At 50.1% G+C, this 26,988-nt stretch carries 32 protein-coding genes and 1 tRNA gene; 24 read left to right on the top strand and 9 right to left on the bottom strand.

Annotated elements, in window-relative coordinates:
• Positions 1-24: 24 nt before the first annotated feature.
• Both QQ055_RS05525 and QQ055_RS05520 read left to right on the top strand, forming a co-directional pair.
• Positions 25-672 (top strand): M16 family metallopeptidase, encoded by a 648-nt coding sequence (locus QQ055_RS05525; RefSeq protein ID WP_286004332.1) that lies wholly within the window; start codon positions 25-27, stop codon positions 670-672.
• Entirely contained in the window at positions 650-2,701 is a 2,052-nt protein-coding gene (locus QQ055_RS05520) for a M16 family metallopeptidase (RefSeq protein WP_349775322.1), read from the top strand. The genes QQ055_RS05525 and QQ055_RS05520 overlap by 23 nt, the downstream gene beginning before the upstream one ends.
• A 6-nt stretch (positions 2,702-2,707) precedes the next feature.
• Here the strand turns inward: QQ055_RS05520 and QQ055_RS05515 are convergent, their stop codons facing one another.
• Genes QQ055_RS05515 through QQ055_RS05505 form a run of 3 tightly spaced genes read right to left on the bottom strand, consistent with a single transcriptional unit; the run spans position 2,708 to position 7,248 of the window.
• Positions 2,708-3,448 carry a sulfite exporter TauE/SafE family protein gene (locus tag QQ055_RS05515; RefSeq protein ID WP_284475485.1) on the bottom strand — a complete coding sequence of 247 codons (741 nt, stop codon included), beginning with the start codon at positions 3,446-3,448 and terminating at the stop codon, positions 2,708-2,710.
• 30 nt (positions 3,449-3,478) lie between these two features.
• Positions 3,479-5,293, bottom strand: coding sequence for an ABC transporter ATP-binding protein (locus tag QQ055_RS05510; RefSeq protein ID WP_284475484.1), 1,815 nt, complete (start codon positions 5,291-5,293; stop codon positions 3,479-3,481).
• Positions 5,290-7,248, bottom strand: coding sequence for an ABC transporter ATP-binding protein (locus tag QQ055_RS05505; RefSeq protein WP_286004331.1), 1,959 nt, complete (start codon positions 7,246-7,248; stop codon positions 5,290-5,292). Before QQ055_RS05505 ends, QQ055_RS05510 begins: the two co-directional genes overlap by 4 nt.
• A gap of 3 nt (positions 7,249-7,251) precedes the next feature.
• On the opposite strand from QQ055_RS05505, the gene QQ055_RS05500 reads away from it, so the two are divergent.
• From QQ055_RS05500 to QQ055_RS05430, 16 genes are all read left to right on the top strand, one after another.
• A tRNA-Gly gene (locus QQ055_RS05500) sits at positions 7,252-7,327 on the top strand.
• Between the two features lie 54 nt (positions 7,328-7,381).
• A complete protein-coding gene (locus QQ055_RS05495) occupies positions 7,382-7,861 on the top strand; it encodes a Na/Pi symporter (protein WP_286004330.1) in 480 nt (159 codons plus the stop codon).
• Positions 7,858-9,006: a Na/Pi cotransporter family protein gene (locus QQ055_RS05490; RefSeq protein ID WP_286004329.1), complete on the top strand. Its 1,149-nt coding sequence runs from the start codon at positions 7,858-7,860 to the stop codon at positions 9,004-9,006. The genes QQ055_RS05495 and QQ055_RS05490 overlap by 4 nt, the downstream gene beginning before the upstream one ends.
• Before the next feature lie 255 nt (positions 9,007-9,261).
• The gene (locus QQ055_RS05485) at positions 9,262-9,666 is read left to right on the top strand and encodes a ribosome hibernation promotion factor (protein ID WP_349775321.1); all 405 of its coding nucleotides are present in this window, start codon (positions 9,262-9,264) and stop codon (positions 9,664-9,666) included.
• 35 nt (positions 9,667-9,701) lie between these two features.
• Entirely contained in the window at positions 9,702-9,824 is a 123-nt protein-coding gene (locus tag QQ055_RS05480; protein ID WP_286004328.1) for a hypothetical protein, read from the top strand.
• Positions 9,821-10,648 carry an HPr(Ser) kinase/phosphatase gene (gene hprK / locus QQ055_RS05475; protein ID WP_284475478.1) on the top strand — a complete coding sequence of 276 codons (828 nt, stop codon included), beginning with the start codon at positions 9,821-9,823 and terminating at the stop codon, positions 10,646-10,648. The genes QQ055_RS05480 and hprK overlap by 4 nt, the downstream gene beginning before the upstream one ends.
• A 6-nt stretch (positions 10,649-10,654) precedes the next feature.
• Positions 10,655-10,951 (top strand): HPr family phosphocarrier protein, encoded by a 297-nt coding sequence (locus tag QQ055_RS05470; protein ID WP_284475477.1) that lies wholly within the window; start codon positions 10,655-10,657, stop codon positions 10,949-10,951.
• A gap of 126 nt (positions 10,952-11,077) precedes the next feature.
• Positions 11,078-12,850 carry a phosphoenolpyruvate--protein phosphotransferase gene (ptsP, locus tag QQ055_RS05465; protein WP_284475476.1) on the top strand — a complete coding sequence of 591 codons (1,773 nt, stop codon included), beginning with the start codon at positions 11,078-11,080 and terminating at the stop codon, positions 12,848-12,850.
• Between the two features lie 9 nt (positions 12,851-12,859).
• Positions 12,860-14,140 (top strand): MFS transporter, encoded by a 1,281-nt coding sequence (locus QQ055_RS05460; RefSeq protein ID WP_285963131.1) that lies wholly within the window; start codon positions 12,860-12,862, stop codon positions 14,138-14,140.
• A gap of 229 nt (positions 14,141-14,369) precedes the next feature.
• Positions 14,370-15,755, top strand: coding sequence for a PEP-CTERM sorting domain-containing protein (locus QQ055_RS05455; RefSeq protein ID WP_285963130.1), 1,386 nt, complete (start codon positions 14,370-14,372; stop codon positions 15,753-15,755).
• Between the two features lie 114 nt (positions 15,756-15,869).
• On the top strand, positions 15,870-16,172 hold the full coding sequence (locus QQ055_RS10880; protein WP_432805998.1) for a hypothetical protein: 303 nt from the start codon (positions 15,870-15,872) through the stop codon (positions 16,170-16,172).
• Positions 16,064-17,188 (top strand): NADP-dependent isocitrate dehydrogenase, encoded by a 1,125-nt coding sequence (gene icd, locus QQ055_RS05450; protein WP_432805997.1) that lies wholly within the window; start codon positions 16,064-16,066, stop codon positions 17,186-17,188. The genes QQ055_RS10880 and icd overlap by 109 nt, the downstream gene beginning before the upstream one ends.
• A gap of 90 nt (positions 17,189-17,278) precedes the next feature.
• Positions 17,279-17,521 (top strand): hypothetical protein, encoded by a 243-nt coding sequence (locus tag QQ055_RS05445; RefSeq protein WP_284475472.1) that lies wholly within the window; start codon positions 17,279-17,281, stop codon positions 17,519-17,521.
• A complete protein-coding gene (locus QQ055_RS05440; protein ID WP_284475471.1) occupies positions 17,499-17,912 on the top strand; it encodes a PIN domain-containing protein in 414 nt (137 codons plus the stop codon). Before QQ055_RS05445 ends, QQ055_RS05440 begins: the two co-directional genes overlap by 23 nt.
• Positions 17,913-17,995: 83 nt before the next feature.
• Positions 17,996-18,622 (top strand): hypothetical protein, encoded by a 627-nt coding sequence (locus tag QQ055_RS05435; RefSeq protein WP_284475470.1) that lies wholly within the window; start codon positions 17,996-17,998, stop codon positions 18,620-18,622.
• Between the two features lies 1 nt (position 18,623).
• Complete coding sequence (locus QQ055_RS05430; protein ID WP_286004327.1) at positions 18,624-19,241, top strand: non-canonical purine NTP pyrophosphatase; 618 nt, start codon at positions 18,624-18,626, stop codon at positions 19,239-19,241.
• Between the two features lie 127 nt (positions 19,242-19,368).
• On the opposite strand, the gene QQ055_RS05425 is transcribed toward QQ055_RS05430, so the two are convergent.
• From QQ055_RS05425 to QQ055_RS05400, 6 genes are all read right to left on the bottom strand, one after another.
• Positions 19,369-20,217 carry a sugar phosphate isomerase/epimerase family protein gene (locus QQ055_RS05425; RefSeq protein ID WP_284475467.1) on the bottom strand — a complete coding sequence of 283 codons (849 nt, stop codon included), beginning with the start codon at positions 20,215-20,217 and terminating at the stop codon, positions 19,369-19,371.
• Positions 20,218-20,316: 99 nt separating this feature from the next.
• A complete protein-coding gene (locus QQ055_RS05420) occupies positions 20,317-20,730 on the bottom strand; it encodes a Crp/Fnr family transcriptional regulator (protein WP_284475466.1) in 414 nt (137 codons plus the stop codon).
• A 37-nt stretch (positions 20,731-20,767) separates the two neighbouring features.
• The gene (locus QQ055_RS05415; RefSeq protein WP_284475465.1) at positions 20,768-21,277 is read right to left on the bottom strand and encodes a Crp/Fnr family transcriptional regulator; all 510 of its coding nucleotides are present in this window, start codon (positions 21,275-21,277) and stop codon (positions 20,768-20,770) included.
• A 366-nt stretch (positions 21,278-21,643) separates the two neighbouring features.
• On the bottom strand, positions 21,644-21,970 hold the full coding sequence (locus tag QQ055_RS05410; RefSeq protein WP_284475464.1) for an XRE family transcriptional regulator: 327 nt from the start codon (positions 21,968-21,970) through the stop codon (positions 21,644-21,646).
• The gene (locus QQ055_RS05405; RefSeq protein WP_284475463.1) at positions 21,967-22,350 is read right to left on the bottom strand and encodes a type II toxin-antitoxin system RelE/ParE family toxin; all 384 of its coding nucleotides are present in this window, start codon (positions 22,348-22,350) and stop codon (positions 21,967-21,969) included. The genes QQ055_RS05410 and QQ055_RS05405 overlap by 4 nt, the downstream gene beginning before the upstream one ends.
• 51 nt (positions 22,351-22,401) lie before the next feature.
• The gene (locus QQ055_RS05400; RefSeq protein ID WP_284475462.1) at positions 22,402-22,869 is read right to left on the bottom strand and encodes a hypothetical protein; all 468 of its coding nucleotides are present in this window, start codon (positions 22,867-22,869) and stop codon (positions 22,402-22,404) included.
• Here QQ055_RS05400 and QQ055_RS05395 point away from each other — a divergent pair.
• The 6 genes from QQ055_RS05395 to QQ055_RS05370 form a co-directional block, all read left to right on the top strand.
• Entirely contained in the window at positions 22,868-23,725 is an 858-nt protein-coding gene (locus QQ055_RS05395; protein ID WP_284475461.1) for a hypothetical protein, read from the top strand. The two genes, QQ055_RS05400 and QQ055_RS05395, sit on opposite strands and share 2 nt — an antisense overlap.
• The gene (locus QQ055_RS05390) at positions 23,691-24,317 is read left to right on the top strand and encodes a hypothetical protein (RefSeq protein ID WP_286004326.1); all 627 of its coding nucleotides are present in this window, start codon (positions 23,691-23,693) and stop codon (positions 24,315-24,317) included. Before QQ055_RS05395 ends, QQ055_RS05390 begins: the two co-directional genes overlap by 35 nt.
• Positions 24,262-25,425 (top strand): hypothetical protein, encoded by a 1,164-nt coding sequence (locus QQ055_RS05385; RefSeq protein WP_286004325.1) that lies wholly within the window; start codon positions 24,262-24,264, stop codon positions 25,423-25,425. The genes QQ055_RS05390 and QQ055_RS05385 overlap by 56 nt, the downstream gene beginning before the upstream one ends.
• A complete protein-coding gene (locus QQ055_RS05380; protein WP_286004324.1) occupies positions 25,385-26,269 on the top strand; it encodes a hypothetical protein in 885 nt (294 codons plus the stop codon). The genes QQ055_RS05385 and QQ055_RS05380 overlap by 41 nt, the downstream gene beginning before the upstream one ends.
• Complete coding sequence (locus QQ055_RS05375) at positions 26,256-26,630, top strand: hypothetical protein (protein ID WP_286004323.1); 375 nt, start codon at positions 26,256-26,258, stop codon at positions 26,628-26,630. Before QQ055_RS05380 ends, QQ055_RS05375 begins: the two co-directional genes overlap by 14 nt.
• Position 26,631: 1 nt before the next feature.
• On the top strand, positions 26,632-26,988 hold a 357-nt coding region (locus tag QQ055_RS05370; protein WP_286004322.1), incomplete at its 3' end, for a hypothetical protein.

Genomic DNA, 26,988 nt, shown 5'->3' with positions numbered 1-26,988 from the left:
CCCCTGTGGACAAAATCACAACCAATGACATCTTATTTCCGACAAGTTTTGGCCGTTTTTATTCTCATCGTGGCATTCGCCACGGCGGCGGCTTGGCTTTTTAAAAAATCATCCGGGAGACAAAAAATCATGACAGGCATGCCATCGAAGAGTTCCATCGAAGTTCCACCCCTGGGCGCACGGTTGGTCGTGCTGGACAATGGACTCTCGGTCATCATCAAAGAGGATCGGAATGCCCCCGTGGTGTCGGCACAGATGTGGGTGGGCGCGGGGAGCATCACCGAGGGCAAATGGCTCGGTGCGGGGTTGTCCCACATTCTCGAACACATGCTTTTCAAGGGGACAACCACGCGGTCGAACTCGCAAATCGCGCAGGAAGTGCAGGACAAAGGCTGCCAGATCAATGCCTATACGTCCTTTGACCGCACTGTTTATTACATCAGCGGCCCGGCGGACGCTTGGACGACAATGACTGACGTGCTTTTCGACGCGATGCGGAATTCCACCCTGCCGCCGGACGAATATGTCAAGGAGCAGGAGGTCATCCGGCGGGAATTCGCCATGGGCTACGACAATCCCGACCGCATGTCGATGCTCCTGATGTTCGAGCAGGGCTACACCCCGGCACCCCTTACAAAATTCCCCCGTCATCGGTCATCTGGATGTCTATAATCAGCTCACCCGTGACGATGTCATGGAGTATTACAAAAAAATGTATGTCCCGCAGAATATCACCTTTGTCATCGTCGGTGACGTGGACAGCCACGCCGTCGAGGCAAAGGTGCGCGAACTCGCCGCCGGGTGGAAGCGCGGGCCTCTGCCGCCCCCTTTGATTGAGGCCGAGCCCCCGCAACTAAGCATGCACGAGGTCAATCAGGAGTCCAATGTCCAGTTGACCCGGTTGAATCTGGCCTTTCACATTCCCGACCTGACCAATCCCGATGTCCCGGCTCTGGACGTGCTGTCCCTGATTCTGGGGCAGGGGAGGAGTTCACGTCTCTATCAGGAGATTCGTGAAAAACGGGAGCTGGTCAAATCCATCAGCGCTTTCGCCTACACCCCCGGTTATCCCGGTCTTTTCGGCGTGGCGGCCATTTGCGAACCCGACAAACGTGCCGCCGCGCAATCGGCGATTCTGGAAATGATCGAGCAGATCAAAAACAAGCCTGTGACAAGGGATGAGCTTGAGAAAGCCAAAAAATCATTCATCAGCTCCGCTCTCGGCGCCCGACGCACGGTCGAGGGGATGGCGGCGGAACTCGGAAGCAATTATTTCGCGACCCGCGACCTGGATTTCACCACCGGTTACTTGGAAGACCTGCAAAAAGTGACAGCGGAAGATGTCATGCGCGTGGCCAGAACATATCTGCGCACGAATAACCTCACCGTAACCTCTCTCAATCCGATGGGTTCACTGGATGCGCAATCACATGCAGCATCGGAGTCCGAGCGTTCCGCAGTGGAATCCTTCACATTGGACAACGGGATTCGTCTGCTCGTATGCCGCGATGACCGGGTTCCTTTCGTGACCTTTCGGGCCGTGACCCGTGGAGGACTGCTTTCCGAAACCCCCGAGGACAATGGCATCAGCAAATTGCTTGGGAAAATGATTCTCAAAGGCACCGCCAAACGTTCCGCGGAGCAAATGGCGCGTGAGATCGAGGGGGTCGGCGGCAGCATCGGCGCGGACAGCGGCAACAACTCATTTTCCACCAGTGTCGAGGTTCTTAAAACCGATTTCGACCTCGGATTGGAGATTTTTGCGGATGTTTTGCTGAACCCCGCATTCCCCGAGGACGCGCTCAACCGTGAAAAATCCGCGCAACTTGCCGAGATCAAGGCCGAACTCGAACAGCCCATGACCATCGCGCGCAATTTGCTCAACCGGAATCTTTTCGGGGAACATGCCTACTCACGCCCGGTCAATGGCACTGAACCAACAGTTTCCTCCGTGGACCGGGAGAGGCTGAAGGCATTCCACAGCAAATTGCTCAACCCGCAAGAGCTGGTCATCGCCGTTTTCGGGGATGTGAATGCCTCTGATGTCCGCAAAAAGGTGGAGGCCGCCTTTCGGTCACTGCCAGCTGCGGGACAAAAGCATGTTGCCACGGGCCCAGGAGACAAGACTCGGAGGGATCAGCCCGTTCTCGTCGGTGAGAAAGTCGATAAAGCCCAGGCCATCGTGCTCTTTGGGTTTAACGGTGTGGACATCAAGTCCGCCGACCGATTCGCGCTCGAAATTATTGAGGAGGCCTCCTCCGATTTGGCCTCGCGGTTTTTCATCCGCATTCGTGAAAAGATGGGCTTGGCCTATTTTGTCGGAGCGCGTCAATTCCTCGGTGTGGATCCCGGCAGTTTTGTCTTTTACGTGGGCACCGACCCAAAAAAAGTCGATGCCGTAAAGAAGGAAATGCTCTCCGAGATCAAAGACCTCGCCAAAAAAGGGCTCACCCCGGAGGAATTTAACCGGGCCAAGGCCAAACTCATTGGAGCGCAACAACTCGCCAACCAAAGCGCATCCATACTCGCCTATAAAACGGCTTTGAATGAACTCTACGGACTCGGCACGGACTTCGAGAGCCGTTACGCCGAAAAAATTCAGGCTCTGACGCTGGAGGAAGTCAATGCCGTCGCCGCAAAATATCTCGGCACGGAAGGATTTGTCAGTGTCGTGGTGTCCCCGGAATTCACCGCACAATAGCAAAACTCACCGCGAAAAAATCAGCTTAAGACCGGCCACAAACAGGACAATCGACAGCAGCCGCTTAATCATCGGAGCACTGAAGCGGTTGCTCCCGAGGAATGATCCCGTCCATCCCCCGATGAGAACACAGGCGATCATTGGCCAAACCAAGCCCGGAATTCCCGGAGATTTCAACCAATGGCCCGCAAGACCGGCTGATGAATTCACCAAAATAAAAAGGGCGGAAATTCCTGCGGCAGTTTTTGTGCCCGACCATTTCATCAGCAAAAGCAGAGGAGTCAGAAAAATGCCGCCACCTGTTCCCGTCATCCCGGAGAGAAGCCCCAAGACTCCTCCCGCGCCGCATGAAACCGGCTTGGAGGGAGCATGAATTTGGGAGGGTTCCTGCGGATGAAAAAGAAAATAAAAACTCGAGTAGAGCAGGACACAGCCAATGAGAATGCGGAGCAGTGTGTCGGCAACATGCAAATAGCCGCCCAGGAAGGCCATGGGAACGGATGCCAGCGCAAAGGGGAGAAAAATGGCCCATGAGAAATGCCCGCGACGGAGAAAATTCCATGCGGTGACAAAAGCGACAAGAATATTGAGAGTCAGGGCAATGGGTTTGATCATTTGCGGAGCCAGCCCCGCCAAGGCCATGACAGCGATGTAACCCGACGCACCCGCATGCCCGACAGAGGAATACAGGAATGCGACCAGCGCCATTCCCAAACACAGCGGCAGAAGAATTTCCCAGGACATCATGACAATCGGTGAATTTTATGGATGGGGGTTTCAGTGAACAAACTGCTCGTGGAGCGAGGAGTAATAACCGCCGAGGGCAAGCAGCGACTCATGAGTGCCCGCCTCAACGATGCGCCCCTGATCAAGCACCAGAACGAGATTTGCGTGCCGAATCGTGCTCAGGCGGTGGGCGACAATAAAACTCGTGCGGCCCTCGAGCAATTTGCCGATGGCATTCTGGATGCGTTTCTCCGTGAGAACATCCAGGGAACTCGTCGCCTCGTCGAGGATCAGGATGCGGGGGTCGGCCAGAAAAGCGCGCACAAAACAAACCATCTGGCGTTGCCCCAAGGACAGGCTCGCGCCCTTTTCGCCGACTTGGGTGTTGAATCCCTCCGGCAGGGATTCAATCATGTCCAGACAATCCAGATTCCTCGCCGCCTCAATGACCTCAAGATTTGTGGCAAGCGGTTTTGAAAAACGAATGTTGTCGAGGATGGTTCCTGTGAAAAGGAAATTCTGCTGTTGAACAATGCCCATGCGGCGATGGAGGCTGGAGGAGGTGATTTCACGAATGTCCCGGCCTCCGAATAAAATCTGGCCGGAATCCGGGAGATAGAATTTCCCCAGCAAATTGATGATGGAGGATTTTCCGCTGCCCGTGTGACCGACCAATGCCACCGACTGCCCCGGTCGGGCCTCGAAACTGATGCTGTGAAGAACCGGACGGTCTTTGTGATAACCGAAAGTGACATCCCGAAAGATCACATGCCCTGAAATGTCCGGCAGGTCAATGGCCGTGGGACTGTCCGTCCACTCCGGTTCCGAGTCCAGAACCTTGAAAATGCGCTCCGCCCCCGCCAGCGCCTGCATCAGCATGGCATATTGGGTTCCCAAAACCTGAATCGGGGCAAAAAAGAGATTGGCCAAAAAGAAGAATTGAATGATGTCCCCGATGCTTGTGGCCGCCGAAGGATGCAGCACCTGCCATCCACCGATGAGAATCAGGGCCACGATAAAGAACTGGCTGTTAAACTCCAAAAGCGGCTGAAAAACAGCTTGGGCACGGGCGACTTCGACATTCAGGGAGCTGTGTTCATCCACCTGGGATTTGAAAAGCCGGGCGTTGCGTTCCTGACGCGAGTAACCCTGAGTGACCCGAATGCCGCTGACAGACTCCGCAATCGTCGCCGTGACCCGGCTCCAACTCTCCATCGCCGACCGTGTGGCCCGGGTCACATGGGATCGGAATTGTTGGTTCAAGAGATAAATGACCGGAGCCATGGCCAAGACGATGCAAAAAAGCACAAAGTCATAATAAATCATGAAGATCGCCGAAAAAATCATCTGACCAGCCTGCACCATTGAAACAAAAAAGACCTGTTGAATGCCCACGCGCAGGCTTTCGATGTCGGAGGTGACGCGGCTGATGATGCGGCCCAGACGGGTCGTGTGGTAATAACTCATCGGCATCTGCTGAAGCTTCGCAAAAAACTCGCGGCGCAGGTCATTGACCGCATTCTCTCCCAGGATCAACGCAAATTTCATCCGATAGTAGAAAACCACCTCCGTGAAAACCACCAAAAGCAGAAGCCCCGCGCAATAAAGCAGGGTTTGGCCAAAGTCCCCGCGGCGAATCGGGCCATCAATGATCACCCCGATCATCCAAGTCAGAATGGGCAGTTGAATGGCGCGGAGCACGACTGTCAGGAGCAATTTGTCGCGCAATTTGCGGTGGGGCAGTGTCAGGTCAAAAAGGCGCCGCACCAAGGACCAGTTGAAATGAACTGTCTGAAACTGCTCCTCCACCTCATCAGCGGGGCTTGCCCTTTTGACCAAAGTGTCTTTGGAAGTCTCCTTTTTCATGGCTCGGATACCTCCTGACGGGAGGATTCCCCATACTGAATATGGGTGAAGGTTCGGTAAATGCCATTCTGAGACACCAGCTCCTCATGCGTTCCCGACTGCACAATTCGTCCCCGGTCAAGGACATGAATGCGGTCACATTTCCGAATCGCGCTGATGCGGTTTGAAATCAAAATCGTCGTCCGCCCCGCCGAGGCGGTCTCCAAAGAGTCGAGAATGTCCTTTTCGGTTTCCGCGTCCACAGAGGCTGTGGGATCGTCAAGCAGAAGAATCGTCGGCTCCAGCAGAATGGCCCGCGCGATGGAGATGCGCTGTCTTTGTCCGCCCGAGAGATTGACCCCGTCCTCACCGATGATGGTGTTGTATCCGTCGGGCAGAGAGGTGATGAATTCCTCCGCCGAGGCAAGTTGCGCCGCGCGCTGGATTTTTTCAAAAGAGGCCTCCGGATGACCGAAAGCGATATTGGCGGCAATGGTGTTGCTAAAAAGAAAATTCTCCTGAAAAACCAGCCCGATCCGCGCGCGCAATGCGCCCAAGTCGAGATCGCGCAAATCATGGCCGTCGATCCGCACGCAACCCTGTGACGGGTCGTAAAACCGGGGAATCAGGCTCAAGAGCGTGCTCTTGCCCGAGCCCGTGGCGCCGATGAACCCGATTTTTTGCCCCGGCGAGGCTTTGAAAGAAATATTCTCCAGCTCCGCATCATCGCCATCATAGGAAAAGGACACCGTTTGGAATTCCAATTCTCCTCTGAGATCATGCGGTGACAGCGCATTGGGTTTGGACTGAATCTCCAAGGGTTTGTCCAGCACCTCAAAGACCCGTTTTGCGCAGATGAAACTCTGCTGGGCCGTATTGGCCAGATTGGCGATATTGGCCACTTGGTTGGAGAGCTGCTGGAGCAGGCCGGCAAAAACAATGAGTCCCGCGCCCAGAGGCAATTTGCCCTCGATGACCAGCCATCCGCCGTAGGAAAGAACGATGATGATGTTAAACTGCGTGATGAATTCAACAATCGGGGTGAAACGGCTAACTTTCTCGAAAATTTCATTTTGATGGGAGCTCACCTCGTCATTGATCGCGCCAAATTTTGCCTTGCGGTCTTTTTGGCGGCTGAAGCCTTTGATCACTTGGGCGCCTTGAACACTTTCGGACAGCGTGAGAACCAGCTTGTCCATCAGCTCACGGTTGCGGGTGTATTCCGGCTGCACCACCTTGGAAAACCGTGTCGTCAGCCACCAGAGCAGGGGAGTCGTGGCGAGAGAAACCAGTGTCAGGCTCAGACTCAGATGAATCATGTATGCCAGATAGACACCCAGTGAGAGAATGAGAATAATGGCCGGAATCAGCACCGCATTGAAAAACATGGCCACTCCGCGCGAGTCGCCCGTGACGCGGTTGATGAGGCTGCCACTGGCATTCGCGTCAAAGAATCGAAAGCTGAGACGCTGCATTTTGTCATAAACGCGGGAGCGCAATGTCGCGACGATGTCTTTTTCGGTGGTGACCGCCAGCATCATGAATGCCTTGTAATTGAGCCATGTTCGAAGCAGGGCGAAAAAAAGAATCAATGCGGACAACTCAACAATTCGCAACATGGGACTGTGTCCCGGCAACCAGGGAAAATAAAATGGCTCACGGAAATTGGAGGAAGCCGGGTCAATCGAATGATGGAGAAAATCAATCGCCGTTCCCGTCAGAGCCAAGGCGACCAAGGTCAGAATCACAACGCCCAATTGAACCAGCAGGATTTTAAGGCAATCCGACCGGTATTCGCCGACCAATCCCCAAAGTCTTCGCGCCAATGCGCCTGTCGAGTAGTCCGGTGCTTGAACTGTGGATGATTCCGTGCTCATGATTGATCCGCCCTTGATCATGGGGGTAAAACAAAGAAAATTGAAACAGTAAATTTTTGTATTGCAGAAAAGACAGGAACGAGGCAGGATGCGTTCCACGATGCGGGTGTAACTCAGTTGGTAGAGTGCAACCTTGCCAAGGTTGATGTCGAGGGTTCGAATCCCTTCACCCGCTCCATTTTCTCTTCCGACAAATCCGGTTTTGATTTAGTTTATTTTCCTCATGACTGAGATGATTTTCAAACTCGCCGGGGGAATCGGAATTTTTCTGGTGGGAATGCTTCTTTTGACCGACGGACTGAAAGCCTTTGCCGGGGATTCCCTGAAAAAAACATTGGTTCGATTCACGGGGGCGCCATGGAAAGCATTCATGAGCGGAACAATCATCACCGCATTGGTGCAATCCTCCAGCGCCACGACGGTAACCGTGATCGGGTTCGTCAGCGCCGGACTGCTGACATTTCCCCAGGCCCTCGGTGTGGTTTTCGGCGCGAGTCTCGGCACGACCAGCACCGGCTGGCTCGTTTCGGCGCTGGGATTAAAGGTGAGCATCGGCTATTACGTTCTGCCCCTCATCGGGGTGGGGGCATTAATGCGGCTGCTCGCCCGCGGGAGATGGCGTGTGCTTGGAATGGCCTTGGCGGGTTTTGGCCTGATTTTTGTGGGAATTGAATCATTGCAAGCCGGGATGGATCCCTGTCCGAACATTTGAACCTGTCGAAACTTCCCTCAGGCGGTTTGCTGGCTCATTTGCTGGCGATGATCGTCGGCATTCTTTTGACCGTGATCATGCAATCGTCCAGCGCGGCGGTGGCGACGACTTTGACGGCTTTGTATTCCGGTGTGGTGAATTTCGACCAAGCCGCCTCACTGGTCATCGGGGCGGCCATCGGCACCACCGTCACCGGAGCGCTCGCCGCCATCGGGGGCAGTGTGCCGGCCAAAAGGACCGCCTTGGCGCATGTGATCTTTAATCTTGCCTCGGGGCTGATCGCGGTGATTTGTTTGCCTGTTTTTTTGAGACTCATCTCTTGGGCACAGGAAAATTTTGGACTTGATCCTGGCGCGACCAGTCTGGCGGCATTTCACACACTCTTCATAGGCGTGGGAGTCTTGATTTTTCTTCCCTTTGTTGATTTTTTTGCCTCGTTTATCACGAGACTCTTGCCCGACCGTGGGCCGATATTGACGAGTCATCTTGATGACACACTGCTGAATATGCCTCCTGTCGCGCTTGAGGCCACGCGGCGCTGCATGACGGACACAGCGGGGGAGCTTTTCAGGCTTCTGGAGCAAAGCCTGGCGGCAAAAGGTGAAATTCAGGAATCGGCCCAACGCCTCCGGGTTCAGGAGGCGCTGATCCGGACACGGGATTTTCTCGCCCGCATCCCTGTGCTCACGGATTTTGAACCAGTTTCCCGAGGACGGGTTTATCTTCTCCATGCCATTGACCATTTGACGCGCTTGGAGACACATTTTGATGCGCCCCCGGGGATGACCTCACCCGGGACAAATGAGATTTTGCAGGATGCCGTGCGCCGTTGTCGTCAGATCTTGCAAACCGGATATGAGGGGTTGCTCTCTGGACAGCCCGGGGGAGTCTGGCTGGAGACGATTCAAAAAGCGGCCACAGAACTGGCCAACGAAAGGAGGCAAGAGCGGGCTTCTGTGCTGGAAGAGTCCGCCCAAGGAGTCTGGAAACCCGACCAAGGTCTCGAATTGCTTGACGCCATGAGATGGTTGGACAGAATCGGGTATCACACATGGAGAGCCTCCCACTATCTCGGACAGGCGGCGATGGACTCCCTGACGGGAAAAAGTCATGAAACCGCCAAAAGCGCAAATGGCGGGGACTGAGGACAAGTTCTGAATTTACACGGAAGACGGCGTCCGTTTAAGATCGGGAAAAGTCCAAATCCGACCAGAGGGAAAATTTTATGCAAAAAGACCATCACTTCACGATTCATGTCACCGGTCGCCATGTCGATATCACACCGGCGCTCAAGGAATACGCGCAAAAAAAGTCGAGCATCTTTCCCCCGATTACCCCCGCATTCAGAGCGCCCATGCGATTTTGACAATTGAAAACACCGTCAAAAAGCCGAGTTTGTCCTGCACTGCAACAACCACATCGTCATCGAGGCCCATGCGACGACCGACGACATGTATGCGTCCATCGATCTGTCGATTGACAAGGTTCTCCAGCAAATGCGCAAGCACAAGACCAAATTGCTCAAGAGCCACCGTCCACGCAAATATGTCCCCACAGAGATCAACATGCCGGTTTACCGGGCGGATTTTCATACGGTTTCTGAAGATGAGGAACACGTCAAGCCACGGGAGATTCACACCGAGAAAACCGTCATTCGTCCGCTGTCCCTCGACGAGGCGATTTTGGAAATGTCCATTAATGACAAGCCGTTTCTGGTGTTTTTCAACACCGAGACGGAGATTATTAATGTCGTTCATCGCCGTCCAGACGGAGACTTTGCCGTCATTATTCCCACCACAAAGTAATCACATCCCCGCCACCCGCACACGCCCGAGGAACCATGCCCAAACAAGTCGAATACATCACGGTGGAGGATTTTTACAATAGTTACGGCGGGACATTGGGCATTGAGATGCTCAGCGGGGAAGGGGGGCTTTTCGAAAATTCGATGAGGCGACGGTGAACCGCCCCGGTCTGGCATTGGCCGGATTCTTTCGTTTTTTTGCCGACAAACGTGTCCAAGTCATCGGGAGCGCCGAGATGACTTACTTGAAGTCTCTTCCCGCCGCCGAGCAGGTCAAACGAATCCGTTCCCTTTTTAACCGAAAGATTCCCTGCCTGATTTTCGCGCGCAATTTGCTCCCCGGCAAAGAACTCATCAAAGTTTCCAATGAGGAAAATTTCTCCCTCTTCCGATCCTCACAGGTGACGATGCAGCTGATTAACAAGGCCACTTTGGTGCTGGAACAGCACTTTGCCCCGCAGACAAGTGAATTTGCCAGCATGGTGGACATCGCCGGAGTGGGGGTTCTGATCCGGGGAAAAAGCGGGATCGGAAAAAGCGAATGCGTTTTGGCATTGATTGAGAGGGGATACTCGTTTGTCGCTGATGATGTGACCTACATCCGATTGCGTGAGAGAAAAGATTTGATCGCCACCTCGCCGGACATTACCCGCAACCACATCGAGGTTCGAGGGCTTGGAATTATCAATGTCGCCTCAGTTTTCGGGGTCAAGAGCATCACCGTTGAGAAAAAGGTGGATTTGGTCGTGACCTTGGTGGAGTGGGATGAGGCTCAGAATGTGGATCGAACCGGTCTGGACAATTCATTTTACGAGATTTTGGGTGAAAAAGTGCGTCATGTGGAGATTCCGGTTCGCCCCGGTCGCGATCTGGCCCGATTGGTCGAGGTCGCCGCTTTGGACTCGAAGCTCAAATCCTTTGGGTTCGATTCCGCAAAAGATTTTAATAAACGCTTGATCGAACGAATGAATTCAAGTAAATAAGTGCCTATGTCCAAGACGGTTGAAAAACAAGATCACGAAATCACCAAGGAATTGACCATACTCAACCGTATGGGATTACATGCCAGACCGGCGGCGATGTTCGTAAAAACATCCAACAATCACAAGTGCGAGGTGTGGGTGGAAAAGGATGGCGAACAGGTTAATGGCAAGAGTATCATGGGGTTAATGATGCTGGCTGCCGGGTGCGGTTCGAAGCTCCGTGTGACAGCACGCGGGTTTGATGCGGATGCGGCGATTCGTGATTTGGAGTCATTGCTTGAGCGTAAATTCGGTGAGGAATAGTCTCGTTTTTGCTTGTTCAGTCTTCTTTTGGGTCATTTGCCCCTGATTTTTTTCCAAAGATTTTCCTTCCATCGCGATTTTTTCTATTGAGACTCGTCTTGAAAGACTTTAAGAGAGAACGAGTCTATGTCGGATGAACAAAATTCCAGCGCGCAAGAACAGAGATTTCAGGGGATCGGTGTGTCCCCCGGAATCGCGCATGGACGCACAATTGTCATCGGACGATACACGCAAAGGGTTCGCCGCAAAGTCATTACTCCTGAGGAAATCGACGGAGAGGTGGCGAAGCTTGAGCAGGCGCTGCTGAAAACCCGTGAGGAAATTACCGCCATCCAAAAGCAAATCGCCTCATCCATCGGGGAAAAGGATGCCAGCATTTTCGACGCTCATTTGCTTGTGGTCGAGGACAGTTCGCTGATCATGCAGGCGGTTAAGGAGATGCAGTCCTCGCTTTTGTGCATAGAGTTTTGTTACAGTCGTGTCGCCCGTCGTTATATCAAATCGCTTCAACAAATCGATGACGACTATTTGCGGGAACGCGTGGCGGACATTGAGGACGTCACCCGTCGGGTGCTTCGCAATCTCATGGGATTGGAGCATCGCACTCTCAATGACCTTCCTGAACCCAGGATCATCGTCGCTTATGATCTGTCCCCGTCCGACACTGCGACTCTGGATCGTGGCAATGTGAAAGGATTCGCCACGGACATCGGCAGCCGCACATCGCACACCGCCATTATGGCCCGGTCGCTGAATATCCCGGCGGTTGTCGGACTCCACGACATCAGTGAGATTATCGAGAATGACCAGTATATCCTCATTGATGGTTACAAAGGGGTGTTGGTCATTAACCCCACAGAAAAAACCCTGTGGGAATACGGCCAGATCGAGTCGCAGAAACAAACAATCGAGGACAAGCTCGACGAGGTTCGTTTTGTCGAGCCGGTGACCACTGACGGACGCCGGATTCATCTGGCAGGGAATATCGAACTGCCGGAGGATGTCGCGCATGTCGTCGAAAATGGCGCGGAGGGGATCGGACTCTACCGCACAGAGTTTTTCTTTATCAACCGTGACACATTGCCCTCGGAGGATGAGCAATATGAGGCTTATGCGCAGGTGGCCAGAACCATTAAGCCGCATTCTGTCATTGTTCGAACTCTTGACATTGGTGGGGACAAATTTTTGTCGCATCTTCAAATTCCCCAGGAGATGAATCCTTTCCTCGGCTGGCGGGCCATCCGTTTCTGTCTGGCCAGACAGGATGTTTTCAAGACGCAACTGCGCGCGATTTTGAGGGCCAGCGCGGAGGGCAATGTCAAAATCATGTATCCGATGATTTCCGGGGTGAAGGAAGTGCTGGATGCAAATGCCCTTTTGGAACAATGCAAAAATGAGTTGAGAGCAGAGGGCAAAGCCTTTGATGAACACATCAGCACGGGGGCGATGATTGAGGTTCCCTCAGCCGCCCTGACCGCGGATCGAATCGCTGAGGAGGTTGATTTCCTGAGCATTGGAACCAACGATCTGATTCAATATTCCATCGCCGTGGATCGTGTGAACGAGCGAATTGCCTACCTTTACGAACCCACGCATCCCGCGATTCTTCAATTGATCAAGCTCACTGCTGAAGCCGCGCACCGCAAAGGCATCTGGTGTGGCATCTGCGGTGAGATGGGCGGGGAAATCACCCTGACACCACTGCTGATTGGACTGGGCATTGACGAGATCAGCACTGGCTCCATTCAGGTTCCTTTTATCAAACAGGCGATTCGTCTCTTCAGCCATCAGGAGGCGCAACAACTGGCCCAAGAGGTCATGCAAATGCATTACCCCCAGGAGATTCTCGATCATTGCAAGGCTTTTGCGCAGAGGCATTATCCGCAACTTTTGGAGTAATCCTATCTGATGAGCCGTTTTTTTAAGTCCCCTTGGCCTTGGGTTTATATTCCCACACTCTATTTTGCCGAGGGGCTTCCGTATGTGATGGTCAATGACGCCTCTGTGGTCGCTTACAAAGGAATGGGAGTGTCGAATGAACTCATCGGCTTGACCAGTCTGCTTTATTTGCCATGGGTCATCAAACCTCTCTGGGGGCCGGTGGTGGATTTGACCGGAACCAAACGTTCCTGGATTCTTGCCACACAAGCGCTCATGGCGATCGGATTTTTTCTGGTGGCCCTGTCCTTTGGCACGGGGTTTTTCTTTGCCACATCTTTGGCCTTTTTGATTTTGATCGCATTTGCCTCTGCGACCCATGATATCGCTGCGGACGGTTTTTATTTGTTGGCATTGGACAAGCAAAAGCAGGCGTTCTATGTCGGCATTCGTTCCACATTTTACCGGCTCGCCGCGATTACCGGGGCCGGATTGCTCGTTGCCTTGGCCGGGTATTGGATGAATCAAGGCATCAGTCCGGCGGAGAGTTGGAAATATGTGTTTTTACTCGTTTGCGGCCTTTTTCTGCTTCTTGCATTTTTTCATTGGATTTATTTGCCAAAGCCCGCTGCGGACAGCCAACGGGAAAAAAGCAGTTTGAAGGAAATGGGCAAAGGATTTTTGGACGCATTCGCCTGTTATTTCCGCCAGAAAGACATCGGGATCATTGTCGCCTTCATCCTTCTCTTCCGACTGGGTGAGGCGATGTTGGTGAAAATGATCTCTCCTTTCCTGATGGATCAATCGGGCGCGGGTGGGCTGGGGTTTGACACCGAACAAGTCGGCATCATCAATGGCACTTATGGAACCATCGGGCTGTTGGTGGGTGGAATTCTGGGAGGGATTTTGATTGCCCGATTTGGTCTGCGCAAATGTCTCTGGCCGATGGTTGGGGCGATTCATCTCCCGAATCTCGCCTACATCTACATGGCGACAGCGCTGCCGGACATCGGAATCGCAGGGGTCTTTGTGGTGCTGGAAAAATTTGGATACGGTTTTGGGTTCACTGCTTTCCTAGTCATCCTGATGAGGAGTGTGGATGAACGCTTTAAAACGTCTCATTTCGCGATTTCAACCGGCTTCATGGCCATGGGAATGATGTTGCCCGGCATGGTCAGTGGTTACCTCCAAGCCAGCCTCGGATATGCTTGGTTTTTCACGATGGTGTGCCTGGCAACGATTCCCGGCATGCTCACGATCTTTTTCCTGCCACTGAGACGGTTTGATGAGGAACAGAAGGAAGTGGTGTAAAGTTAAGGCATGATTACAACCTCATTGACACGATCAACCCAAAAACACTGCATATATACAAATAAACAGAATTAATATGCTCCTCTCACATAAAATTGTTGCTCTGTGGATGACATCTGTTGTTTTTCTCGCAAGCATGACAACTCTCCAATCTCGGGATTGGTATTTCTCCACAAATGGAGCTTTGTATGATTGGACACAGGCAGACTCAGGATTGATCGGAGGAGATATGACTCCGATCAATGCGGATGCAGGCTCGGGATTACAGAATGTGATTTGGAATCACATCTCCCCTGGAGATAGAATTTTCATGTATGGAGGTGTTTACAGCTCCATGCCCTATCTTCCAAATTCGATTTCAGGCACAGAGTTGAATCGCACCCTGCTGACCAGTGTGCCTGGGCAAGAGGCGATTTTTGACGGAGGATATGACGGCTCCAATGGGCTTGCTCCCGGTGGGGGTGGAAATGGCATTACAATCGGTGGCTCCTTTATCACTGTGTCCAACCTCGTGGTCAGGAACTCTCGTGAAAGCGGGATCACTTTTTTTGCTGATCCGGGGGTCACCATCAGCAATGTCGCGATTGTGGGCAATGTGGTGAGCAATGCATACAGGAGCGCGATCGTTACGGGGAATAATGCTGATGGCACACGCACCCACAGCCTCCTTGTCGAGGGGAACACCGTCACGCTGTATGCCCTTCACAATCAGGAGCGATCTGCCACTGATCATTGGAATAATGGCATCGGGATCGGCTCGTCAAATTCTGTTGTTCGGAATAATGTCGTTCATCGTGGTTATGGGGAGGGGATTATTTTGGCGGGCATTGGCAATATTGCAGAGGAGAATGTGGTTTTTGATGTCTACTCAGCGGGCATTTATCTGGATGGTTCTGTCGGAGGAATCCTGCGGAGAAATGTGATATACAGCACGTATGACGAATCTTTTTTTGTCACGAATGGATTTGGAAATGGGCCCGCCTCGGGGATTCAAGTCGCATCTGAGTTGCCAGCAGATGACCCCAGAGTCTTTCTCTCATCGGGCAATGTTATTCATGATAATTTTGTGATCGGTGGGCGTTCGGGATTTTATTATGGGGATTACATGGAAGGAGGCGGTTTCGATTTGAGTCTGGTCTTTGACAACACATTTTTTACGACCAATGCGACGATTGGCCTCATTCATTTCGATGTCATCGCCCCGAACACCCATGATGCCTCCCTCATCAGTAACAATGTGTTCATGGCGGGCATTGGTTCTGAATTGACCAGCTTTTGGGGATCTCTGTCCGGATTGTCATTTGCCGACAACGCTTGGTCTCCTGCTTACACCGGGGATTTTTCTGGTGTGGGTGATATCATGATGGGTGTGAGCTTTCAGTCTGAAATTCAAAAATTTGCCTCTGCCCTTCTCCAAGCAGACCCTCATTCCCTGGTCTGGAATTTAAAATATGCTGACGATCTCGGCCTTCAAGGCGCCTATTTCACATTTCTACAAGAGGTTCAAAGCATTCCTGAACCCGCCACTTGGCCCCTTTTACTGACTGTTTTGATACTTGGGGCGCTTTGTCGCAAGCGCCGCGCCTATCAGCCGGTTGAAATATCTGTCAAATGACGTTTTCCCATCAAATGACATGATCGGAAAGATTTTCTTGAACCATCCGGCTTTCCGGATAAAACAAATTGCTTCAATTACTGAAATTTCACACGCGAAGGACATTCAAAGATTATGGCTTACACGACATGCAAGGTTCCCGCAGGGGAAAAAATTTCGATTCAAAACGGCAACCTGACTGTTCCCGACCAGCCGATTATTCCCTTCATTCGCGGCGACGGTACCGGGCCGGACATCTGGGCGGCGAGTGAACGGGTGATGGACGCCGCCGTGCAAAAAGCCTACGGAGGAAAGAAAAAATCGCTTGGATGGAGGTTTTTGCAGGGGAAGAGTCTTTTAAACGCTTCAATAGCTGGCTGCCAGATGACACGGTGGAGGCTTTTAAGGAATTTCTCGTGGGCATCAAAGGCCCCCTGACCACTCCGGTCGGTGGAGGAATTCGTTCCCTCAATGTCGCCCTGCGCCAGATGCTTGACCTGTATGTTTGTCTGCGTCCAGTCCAGTATTTCAGCGGGGTTCCTTCGCCCGTGAAAGCTCCGGAGAAAGTGGACATGGTGATTTTCCGTGAGAATACCGAAGACATCTATGCGGGAATCGATTGGGCGTCAGACTCCGATCTGACCGCAAAGTTTTTGTCCTGGCTGGAAAAAGAGTCTCCGAAGGACTTTCAGAAAATTCGTTTTGGCACAGCGGAAAAAACGGAGGCATTCGCCAAAGCTGCGGGATGCACATCGACGGAAGCACACAAGGTCGAGGTGGGTGTCGGCATCAAACCCGTGAGCCGTTTGGGAACAGCCCGTCTGGTGTCGTCGGCCATTGAATACGCCATTCGTCTCGGGCGCAAGTCTGTGACATTGGTTCACAAGGGCAATATCATGAAATTCACCGAGGGAGGATTCCGTGATTGGGGTTATGAAGTCGCCAAAAAACATTTTGGCGCGGTGGAAATCGACGGGGGGCCGTGGTGCAAAATTCCGGAAGGAAAACCCGGCGCGGGTCTCGTGATCAAAGACGCGATTGCGGATATCACCCTCCAGCAGGTGCTCACCCGTCCGGAGGATTTCGATGTGATTGCCACACTCAATCTCAACGGTGACTATCTCTCCGACGCGCTGGCGGCCCAAGTCGGCGGCATCGGCATCGCCCCCGGCGGCAATATCAATTACATCACCGGTCACGCCATTTTCGAGGCGACACATGGAACCGCGCCCAAATACGCGGGCAAAGACATGGTGAATCCCGGTTCTGTCATTCTCTCCGGGGAAATGATGTTCCGCCACCTCGGCTGGATCGAAGCCGCCGACCTGATCGTCAAAGGACTCAATGGCGCCATTGGCTCGAAAAAAGTCACCTATGACTTCGCCCGCCTGATGTCCGGAGCCGCCCAGATCAAGTGTTCCGAATTCGGCGACAATATCATCGCCCACATGTAGGAAGCAGAGGGTTTATCCGCAGATGGGCGCAGATGCACACTGATTGGTTTTTTGTTTGTTTTTATTCAAATACTGTGATACTGTGAGAATATGAAAAATATCACAGTTTCTGTGTCAGATGATGTCTATCGTTCCGCCCGGATCAAGGCGGCGGAAAATGACACCTCGGTCAGCATGTTGGTCACCGGATTCCTCAAAAATCTTGCCGGACAGAAAAGCGAATTCGAAGTGAGGAAAGAAAAGATGAACGAACTCTTTTCCAGAAAACGCACATTTAAGGTGGGGGCAAAAATATCCCGGGACAAATTGCATGACCGCAAGAGCCTTCGTTGACACAAATATCCTGCTCTATGCCGTGAGCACGGATGCCGTTGAAAAGCCCAAGACGGACAAGGCCAGAGAATTGCTTCAAAGGGATGATCTGGGGCTGTCTGTTCAAGTATTGCAGGAGTTCTATGTGAATGCGACAAAGCTGTCCGCTGTTCGTCTCTCTCATGCCGAGGCTTTGGAATTTATTCATGTTTGGAGAAGATTTCCAGTGGTTGATATGTCCATCGCTATTTTTGACAACGCTCTCAAGATCAAAGCTCAGTATCAAATCTCCTATTGGGACGCGGCCATCATCGCGGCGGCACAGTCTCTGGAATGTCGTGAACTTTGCAGCGAAGACCTTCAAAACGGCATGAAATTTGGACGATTGAGCGTGGTCAACCCATTTTCTTGAGCCCAGACAATTTTTATCAACCAGAGTCCGTGTGATTTTCTCTGAGATTGAATTAATCGGAAAAAACCTTTTGAGTGCTTCCCATGAATTTATGGAAACACATGTTTGCGCTCATGGGGCTCTGTTTTTTTGCGTCGGGTCAATTTCTCGCAGCCCAGAGCCTGTATGAAATTGAGGCCACGATTTTTAAGGGGCATCCGGACACCATGAAAGATTTGCTGCCTCAAGCAGGGCAAACGGAGCAAAGGGTGCGCAGCATTCCTCAGTCGAGATATTTTCGATTGCTGCGCGATAAAAAGATCCAACATAAAACCCTTAAAATCAGGGTGATTCCCGGTGAGGTGGGGCGTGCGGAAGATTTCCAGGAGGTGATTGTCACCCGGAATGACCAAAAAACTTCCATGCGTGAAGGTGTCTCCATGACCGCCAAAATTGAAACTGTTCCCCAAGGACGCTCGGCAATGCTGGATTTCCAGATCAGTGACATCGAAATTCATCAACCGTCTTCACATGATGAGGAGATTCGGGGCGCTGATGATTCCCGGAACCCGCCGTTTTCAGAACACAAAACGCAGTCAAAAGTGTTTTTGCGAATGGACGAGTATTCTGTCGTGAGCGGTTCATTTCAAAAACATCATGATCAGGATGTGGGTTTTGCCGTTGTCATCACGATTTCGGAAGCCAAAGACAAAAAAACCTCCCAAAGATGATTTGAAACAATTTGCGCAAATGAAAATACTCGTCGCCACACGCAATGAACACAAGCTCCGGGAAATCGGGCAGATTCTCGGGCAAGGGGTCGAATTGCTTCCTGTCAGCGCTTTCGAGCAAATTGCCGAGGTTGTCGAAGACGCGGCGACCATTGAAGGGAATGCCGAAAAAAAAGCCTTGGAAGTGGCCAGGCAAATGGCGCGGATGACTGAAGGCCGTGAGATTGACTACGTGCTTGCCGATGACACAGGGCTGGAGGTGGATGCGCTCAAGGGGAGACCGGGAGTTTACTCCGCCCGCTATGCGGATGATGAAAAACATCCTGATGAACACATTTACGCCGCCAATAACCGCAAATTGCTCCGGGAACTCTCCGAGGTGAAAGGGAGGGAGCGGGCGGCTCAATTCAAGTGCGTGATGGCCCTCGCAAAAAGAAATTCATTGGCAGGGCTTTTCACGGGCATTTGCCGGGGTGTCATCATTCATCAACCCAAAGGGGAGGGGGGGTTTGGCTACGATCCTCTTTTTGTGCCCGAGGGATATTGCCAGACATTTTCCCAGCTCGGGGATGATGAAAAAATAAAATCAGCCACCGGGCGCGGGCATTGGAGCAGTTGAGAGAGTTTTTCCTCTCCCCGTGATTCGGCTCACTGCGGCCACTCATTTTAGAAGAGAGGGAAAAGGCATGAAAAACCCCGAGTGTGAAGACTCAGGGGGTTTTTGAGTGAATTTGGGTTTGGAAAGACTATTCGGCGCCCAAGTCTTTGAGGAATTTGTAACTTCCCTTAACGGCATCCTCGCCGGCGACTTCCAGTGTGGTGAATCCGTGAAAGCCCGCTTTGACGAGTTCCTCATAAACGGATTTGATCCCGACAACCCCTGCGCCCAGCGGAATCAAGGCCATGCCACAGCCAAACACTTTCCCCCTTTGATGCTCCAAATCCTTCGGCATGTCCTTCCAATGAACATGCTCGATTTTTTTGCCGAATTTTTTCACGTATTCGACAGGTTCGCCGCCGCCGAGCCAGAGATTGCCCGTGTCGAGGTTAATGCCGAGGGCGGATGAATCACACTCATGAAGCACCGCCTCAGTCAGGTTCATCCGGCAGGACACAGGCCCATGGGGTTCGAAAAGAATTTTCACCCCATGATCAGCGGCGACGCGGAGGGGTTCGGCCAATTTTTCACGCACGCTGAAAACCATTTCTTTTTCCGAGAGTTTTTGCCCGAAGGATGTGTGCGGTTCCCCCTCTGTGGTGATGACATGTTTGACACCGATGGCAGCGGCGGACCGAACCCCCTTGATGATCTGGGCTGTGCCGTAGCGCCACGGGGCCGCCGGATCCAGCAGATTGGCGTGGCAACAGTAGCTGGTGATCGTGATTCCATGACTCTCAAACATGCGTTTGAGATCGAAGGGATTTGCGTCCAAACTGGCGACGGCCGTGAATCCAAATTCAGCGCCGAGACAAGCCCCGTCGGTATTATCCGTGACATCACCGTATTTGAATCCCCAATCTTGAATTTGCTGGAGTTGAGCGTCCAGAATGCGGAAAGGGTTAATCAATGCAAAACAACCAACTTTAATAGCCATTGCAGGGTTCTCCTTGTTTTGGGTTTGACGTGTAATGTGATCTTTTGTTGTTGTTGGGAACAGTGAAATCTTTTGGGAAAAGAAAGTATCAGGACTATTTTAGACCATGGAAATTTCCGACAGTCGCCGATACATCTCCTGATAGTCCCGTTTGATCTGGGTCAACTGCGTGTCCACATGTGCGAGACGCTGGGCAAGTTGCACCGCCATCATGTAAACAGCCACGGGATAGTCGAAGGCAAATTGCATGGGATTCTCAATGACATGGGCTTTGACCGGGGTGACGGCCTGAACGCTGGCTGTGGTGGGTTGATTGGTCAGACTGGAGACTTCACCGAAAAAAGACCCCACCTCATGAATCTGGCAAATTTCAATGTCGTCGCGAATGATGCGAACGGTTCCTTCCGCCAAAATGAAAACATGCCCAGCAGGAGATTGTTGACGAATGAGGAATTCCTCCGGTGCAAATTGCCTGACGGGCAGTGAGGCGACGATTTCGACGAATGGCTTCATGGGAGGATTCCTTGAGTGAACGATTGTTTAAATCAAATTAATCTTTGGCGCCGTGCCAGTAGCGCACGAGGCTTTTTTGTGTTTTTTGCCAAAGACTGACGAGAGGATGATTTTCAGTGGTGGGTGGGGGAGGTTGATGAGTGGGGCTGGACTCCTGATCGGCGAGCAATTCATCAAAGGCGTTTTTGCTTTCCACAAAATGCCGGTCAATGGCGATCAACCTTTGTGCAAGCTGGCGGGACACTTCCAGCAGTGTGTCGGGGTATTCGCGCAGGAATTGCTCCGCATTTTCCGCATAATACAATTCCGAGCGATCCAAAGCTTTGACAGTGGCCGTAGCGGGGGTTGAGAGGAGAAAAGACAATTCGCCAAAAATCGCGCCGGGTTCAGAAACCTCACAGATGGACACACCGCCACGGGAGATCAGAACACGCCCTTGTTTGAGAAAATAAAGCGGCGCATGGGCGTATTCCTCATCAATGATGGCGTCTCCCGGCTCAAAAACTTTCACCGGCAGAGGGGTGAGCATTTCAATAAAGGAAGTCATGATGGAATTATCCCCGGATTATTTTTGATTGGGAACCATTTTCGGATGCCCGATTCCCTTCATCAGACAAACCGAATCAAAGTCAGGTGTCCACAAAAATATCGAAATGATCCCGAATGATGATTCCACCCTGGGGGGAGATTGAAAAATGAAATGGAATTCTTTTGATGGGCCTACAGATGTCTGCGGGCGTGTCTAGCTGTCAACCCCTTGACCCTGAAACCCATGGAGGGGAAAGTCATGGGGCAGAAGCTCCACTTTGAGATCGACAAACTGGATCTGCCCGAGGTCATCTGGATTCAAAACCGGAGATGAGCGGTTCAGAATCACTGCGAATTGAACGGAATATTCGAACCAGTCAAGAGATCAGGCGGCTTGGAGTTTGTGTTTGACCGGGATGAATCGGATTTCCACCTGCTGATCAAGAGATGAGGCAATCCGGCGGAGCATCGACAATGAGTGGCCTTGATAGTCGGCATCCTCCAAACGGCTGATGACAGAAGGGGTTGTTCCCACCCGCTTGGCCAATTGTGCCTGAGTCAATTGATGCTCTTGCCTCAGGCGATGAATTTCCCTGGCGACCTTGGCATTCAACCGCTCCTCTTCGAGTTCCAGCAACCGTTTCTGACTGGATTTCACATAACGGCGGTGAATGATGCTGACGGCGTTTGTGCGTGATGTTCGTTTTTTCATTGGGTTTTCTCCTGATAAGTGTGTTTGACGGGATCCGACTTGAATTTTTTCATCATTTCAATGGCACGATCAATTTCCTTGGGAGGAACAGCGGACTCTTTGACGATCCCATGGGAAAGAATAGCCGCTGTTTTTCCATGGAAAAAATAAAGGATGCGGTGATGGACACCCTGATAGGTGGCTCTGAGTTCATAAATGCCGTCCCGAAGATAATCCGCCTCAGGACGGCGCAATTCATGCCCCATGACAGACAGCCTTTCAATTCTCACCAGACATTTAGCACGAACCTTTTGAGGCATGTCATCTAGCCAATCCAACAAAGGACAAGACCCGTTTTCCTCACAATAAATCAGGACGTTAATCGCTGGCATGTTCCTCATAGGATATTCGCAATATTGCGACTTTGTCAATCGCAAAGTCGATGTCTTTGCTCATCGGATTCTTATGGAAGAGGAAAAGAGAGGGTTCATTTTGAATGAAATAATAACGTCAAGATAAAGGTTTAATGATTGACAGTTTTCTGTTATTAAAAATTTTGAAAAGTTAATTTTAATCAAGCGGGCATTGAAAAAAATTGAATTATATATTTGATAATATTCAGTCAATAAAAAGAAACTGTTTGAAAAAAATTTGAGGATGTTGTTAAAGATGCGCCCGTGATTTTCATGGCGCACACATTCACTCACGAAACTCTGGAGGGGTTGTGCCGTGAAAGCTTCGTTCGGCAAGTGGAAGCGGCATCTTACCGCTTGTGTTTTTGGAGGGATAAGCTCCCGCTTGTCCCATTTGTCCACAAAGTGGAAACTGCCTCTTGCCGCTTGTGTCAGGAGCAAGGTTAAGCGGCTGGAAGCCGCTTCTACTTTGGTGCTTTTGCTCCTGTGTCTGTGTGCTCCTGTCATGGCACAGGCGAAAGTGCCGATTCGCACCTGGCTGGTCGGGGGCACATTTGGGCACAAGGAAATGCCGAATCATCCGCAGGATGCGCATTCCGCGAATCTCTATCTGATGGACTTGCTTTTCCGGACGGAATATCCGGCGGACAAGGAGCTGGAGGCGAGCGCCTCCTACCGGGACGATCTGACGGTTGATGCCAAAGGACAGAAAAACACCGCCCGCTGGACCAAGCGGATGTCGAAGGTGTCGGACAATATCGTCACCGCCCGTGACGATCAAACCTCCGGTGTGTGTTTTTTTGCCACATGGATCAAAAGTCCTGAGGACATGGTCGTGACGGCGCATTTCCCGGCGTATGAACCCCAATTCAACGGGGATATCGGCATGTTCGGCTCCACGCAAATGGTTTGGGTCAATCATGTCCTGATCGAGCATGACCAATATTCCAATCACAATGGTTACCACTGGCACCCGAAAAAGAACCAACAAATCTTTCTCAAGGAAGGATGGAACTTCATTTACGGGCGGGTCATGGGATGGTGGTCAGTGCCACGATTTGGCCTGGTGCTGGAGGGGGAATCCCTCAAAGGCAAAAGAATCGAGGTCAAAGCGGAGCCGCCGCTGGGCTTCGAGAAAACGCTGAATCTGGAGAAATTCCCCCTGCTGGCGGGTTCGCCGGATCAACACGGACTCAATGCGATGAAAAACGAGGCGCTAAACACCGTGGTCAACGCCCAGGGCGAAGTCTGCACCGACACCCCGCAACAGGGTGAACCCGGCGTGGACATCCCTCTGGATGAGGTGGGAATCAGTTTCAAAGTAAACAATGACAACACACAAAATCTCGGAGCCAAGGAGTAAAAAGAATATGAAGCAAGGGGAAACGATGAAGAACAGGGAAAAGGAGAGGGGAATCTTGGGACGATTGCGGATACAATTGATTATGGTGGTGATGGGGGGAGGAATGATGCTGGCAGTGGGAGCGGCGAGCAGTTCCTTGGTGGTGACAATCACCCCGAGTCCATCGGGATTGATCGCCGTCGGGGACACGAATGCATATCTGGTGGCTTCGGCGATCTGTTCCGGGACAAACTGTGACGACAAACAGCACCACGTATTCGTGGGCGGGTGGAGGAATCACAAATACAAGTATCCAATCCATCACAACCCTCGGGGAGACAAATATTTCCCTGACAGCGACGCACACAGGCTTATTAAATGGAGTGGGCTACACGAATACCGGGACGACGAATATCAGCGTGACAATCGTGGGGATCAGCAATATTATCGGAGCCACAAACGTGTTGGCCGGATCGACAAACAATTACACAGCGGTTCCCTCGGGAGGAAGCACATTTCCGTCGGGCTGGCCGAAATGGGAAACCAATGGAACAGCCATGTCCGGGACGACAGCATCGAATACCGTGGTCTTCCCCACCAATGCGATGAGTAATTTCACTGTCACGGCAACCGTGGGCACAAGCACCACCAATCTCAATGTCAATGTGATTAAGTTTAATCTGACCCCTGATGCGTATACAGCACAAGACAGTCAATCGAATCGATTTATTATTACAACAACACCAGCTAATGTCCTTACAATCAGCAATGTGACTTGGTTGGTCACCTTGGACACACAAAACCCCACCAACCATATCGGAAAAGTGCTCGTCGGATCAGGTAGTGGAGATAATGCGATAACAAATACAACCCAAAGTCCATCGCAATCCTGGACAGGGGCTGTGGAAAAGGTTTATTGGTATGGATACGGGCAATATAGCCTCACCCAACCAGCAACGACTCTGGGTAAGGACAATAAACCAAACTATTATATTACGGCTCATATCAGTGGTGAATTAGGTGGTCAGCCATTTAGCACAACAGTCACAACGAATATTAATGTTAATCTTCCCATTGGAGACGGAGGGGTGAATTCTCATTATGATGTTGCAAATACAAACTTGAATTTTCAATTAATTAGCATGACGCAACTGGGAGATGGACATTTTAATGTCATTATGGATGCATGGCCTCAAGGCGCTATGATAACAAATGGCACATACCTATTTAATACTGTATCAAATCAGTATTATAATCTGGTTCAAGCTGAGGAAGAGTTTCATCGGGATCAATATTTGGGAGTCAAATCTATCGGGGATGGTGGGTGTGGTGATGTAGCAATTAATGCAGGGGTTCATCACTTTATTACAAATTCATACAGCAATGTCGAAATGCAAACTAATGGAAAAGCTCGATTCAATATGGAGGTTCTTGCAAATCAATCTCAAGCTGATTCGGTAGCAAAAAGCCTTATATATGGAATGTATTCAGCAGCAATTGATAAAGAACTGCAATTTACAATGAGATTTTTACAACGACAACCAGAAGAGAATAAGCCAGTTTGGCAGAGGCCAAAATATATGGAGTGGAAAGCAAAAGAAAACATATTCAAACAGGCTTATCTATATTACTTTACATATCATTTAGAAGATAATTTTGAACTTGAGCCAGATAATGACAATGCACAAAACAGAAGGGAGTCTTGGAATGGAATTAATTAATAGATTTATCTTAATTGTATTTATACTGTTTAACTCAAATCTAATCGACAGTAAGGCTAGAGCTGACACAAAAAAATTATCTCCAAGAGAGTTGCATTTTGAATACGCGAGCAGCTTATATGCAAATTCATTACTCAGTAATTTGAGAGCTGTTGTCCTTGTTTCTCCCGATCTTGATAAGGCGGAAGATATTAGAAAAACAAATATTTATAATGATCTAAAAATTCCAAGTCGAATTAATCCATTCAAAGTAAAAAAAGTTTTATGGAATAGTCAAGAAATCGATAATGATATCTTTATTGTTTCGGGGATGAGATTTATAAATATAAGCTGGGACAGTTTTATCAGTGAAAATAATTTTAAAATCGGATTTAATAGTGAATTATCTCGTGCTTTTAGATTTCGCATTCCAGTAGAAAATTACTTTTTATTTTTTAAAGATTCTGAAAGAAATTTATACTTTTCTGTTTTAGTTGATGGAGATTTCAGTGATACTGATTCTTTTACTAAAAATCCACCCGAATTCTCTAAAGATATTCAATCTGCCAAAGAGTATGTGTCAACTCACGGTCTTGAAAACTATTTTAATGATAGAACATGGTTTAAGCCTTATGCAGGTGTATTAGTAAAAATCCTGCATGATAATTCTGACCCAGAAAAAGACTTTATTCTCACATCAAAATTCGTTGAAGATTACACTTTAATGATCAATAAATTTGGTAACCCTGTGACCGAACTGCCCCCAGATGTGCAGGTTCTACGTTCACAGCTTCAGACCGACCTTGGTCGTTCTGTTCTGGATAAGCTTGTGAAATATTTTGAGAAGAAAAGTGAGCAAAATTGAAGAGAATCTTGGGATGAAAGCGATAATTAGAATAATTATAATAATATTTTTGATCTTCAGCTATAATTACAATACTTGTAAATTGAGCGCGGTTACTGCCGGACAAAAAAAATCTAGAGAGCTATATTTTGAATATGCGAGCACCCTATACGCAAATTCATTACTCAGTAATTTAAAAGCTGTTGTCCTTGTTTCTCCTGATCTTAATAGAAATAATGATATGATAATTCCAAAGAGTCAAAGTCAAAATATCTATCTCAAAATACCTAATCAAATTAAACCGTTCAAAGTAAAAAAAGTTTTATGGAATAGTCAAGAAATCGATAATGATATCTTTATTGTTTCAGGGATGAGATTTTAAAATGAGATGGGATAGTTTTATCAGTGAAAATAATTTTAAAATTAAGTTTAATACTCAGTTATCTCGTGCTTTTAGATTTGGCATTCCAGTAGAATATTACTTTTCATTTTTTAAACATTCTGGAAAAAATGTATATTTTTCAATTTTGGTTGATGGAGATTTCAGTGATACTGATTCTTTTACTAAAAATCCACCCGAGTTATCTAAAAATATTCAATCTGCCAAAGAGTATGTGTCAACTCACGGTCTTGAAAACTATTTTAATGATAGAACATGGTTTAAGCCTTATGCAGGTGTATTAGTAAATATGCTGCATGATAATTCTGACCCAGAAAAAGACTTTATTCTCACATCAAAA

It is taken from the genome of Geitlerinema calcuttense NRMC-F 0142 (genome assembly GCF_030285425.1).
Note: the sequence above shows the minus strand (reverse complement) of the source record. Positions and strands in the feature narration are given on the sequence as shown.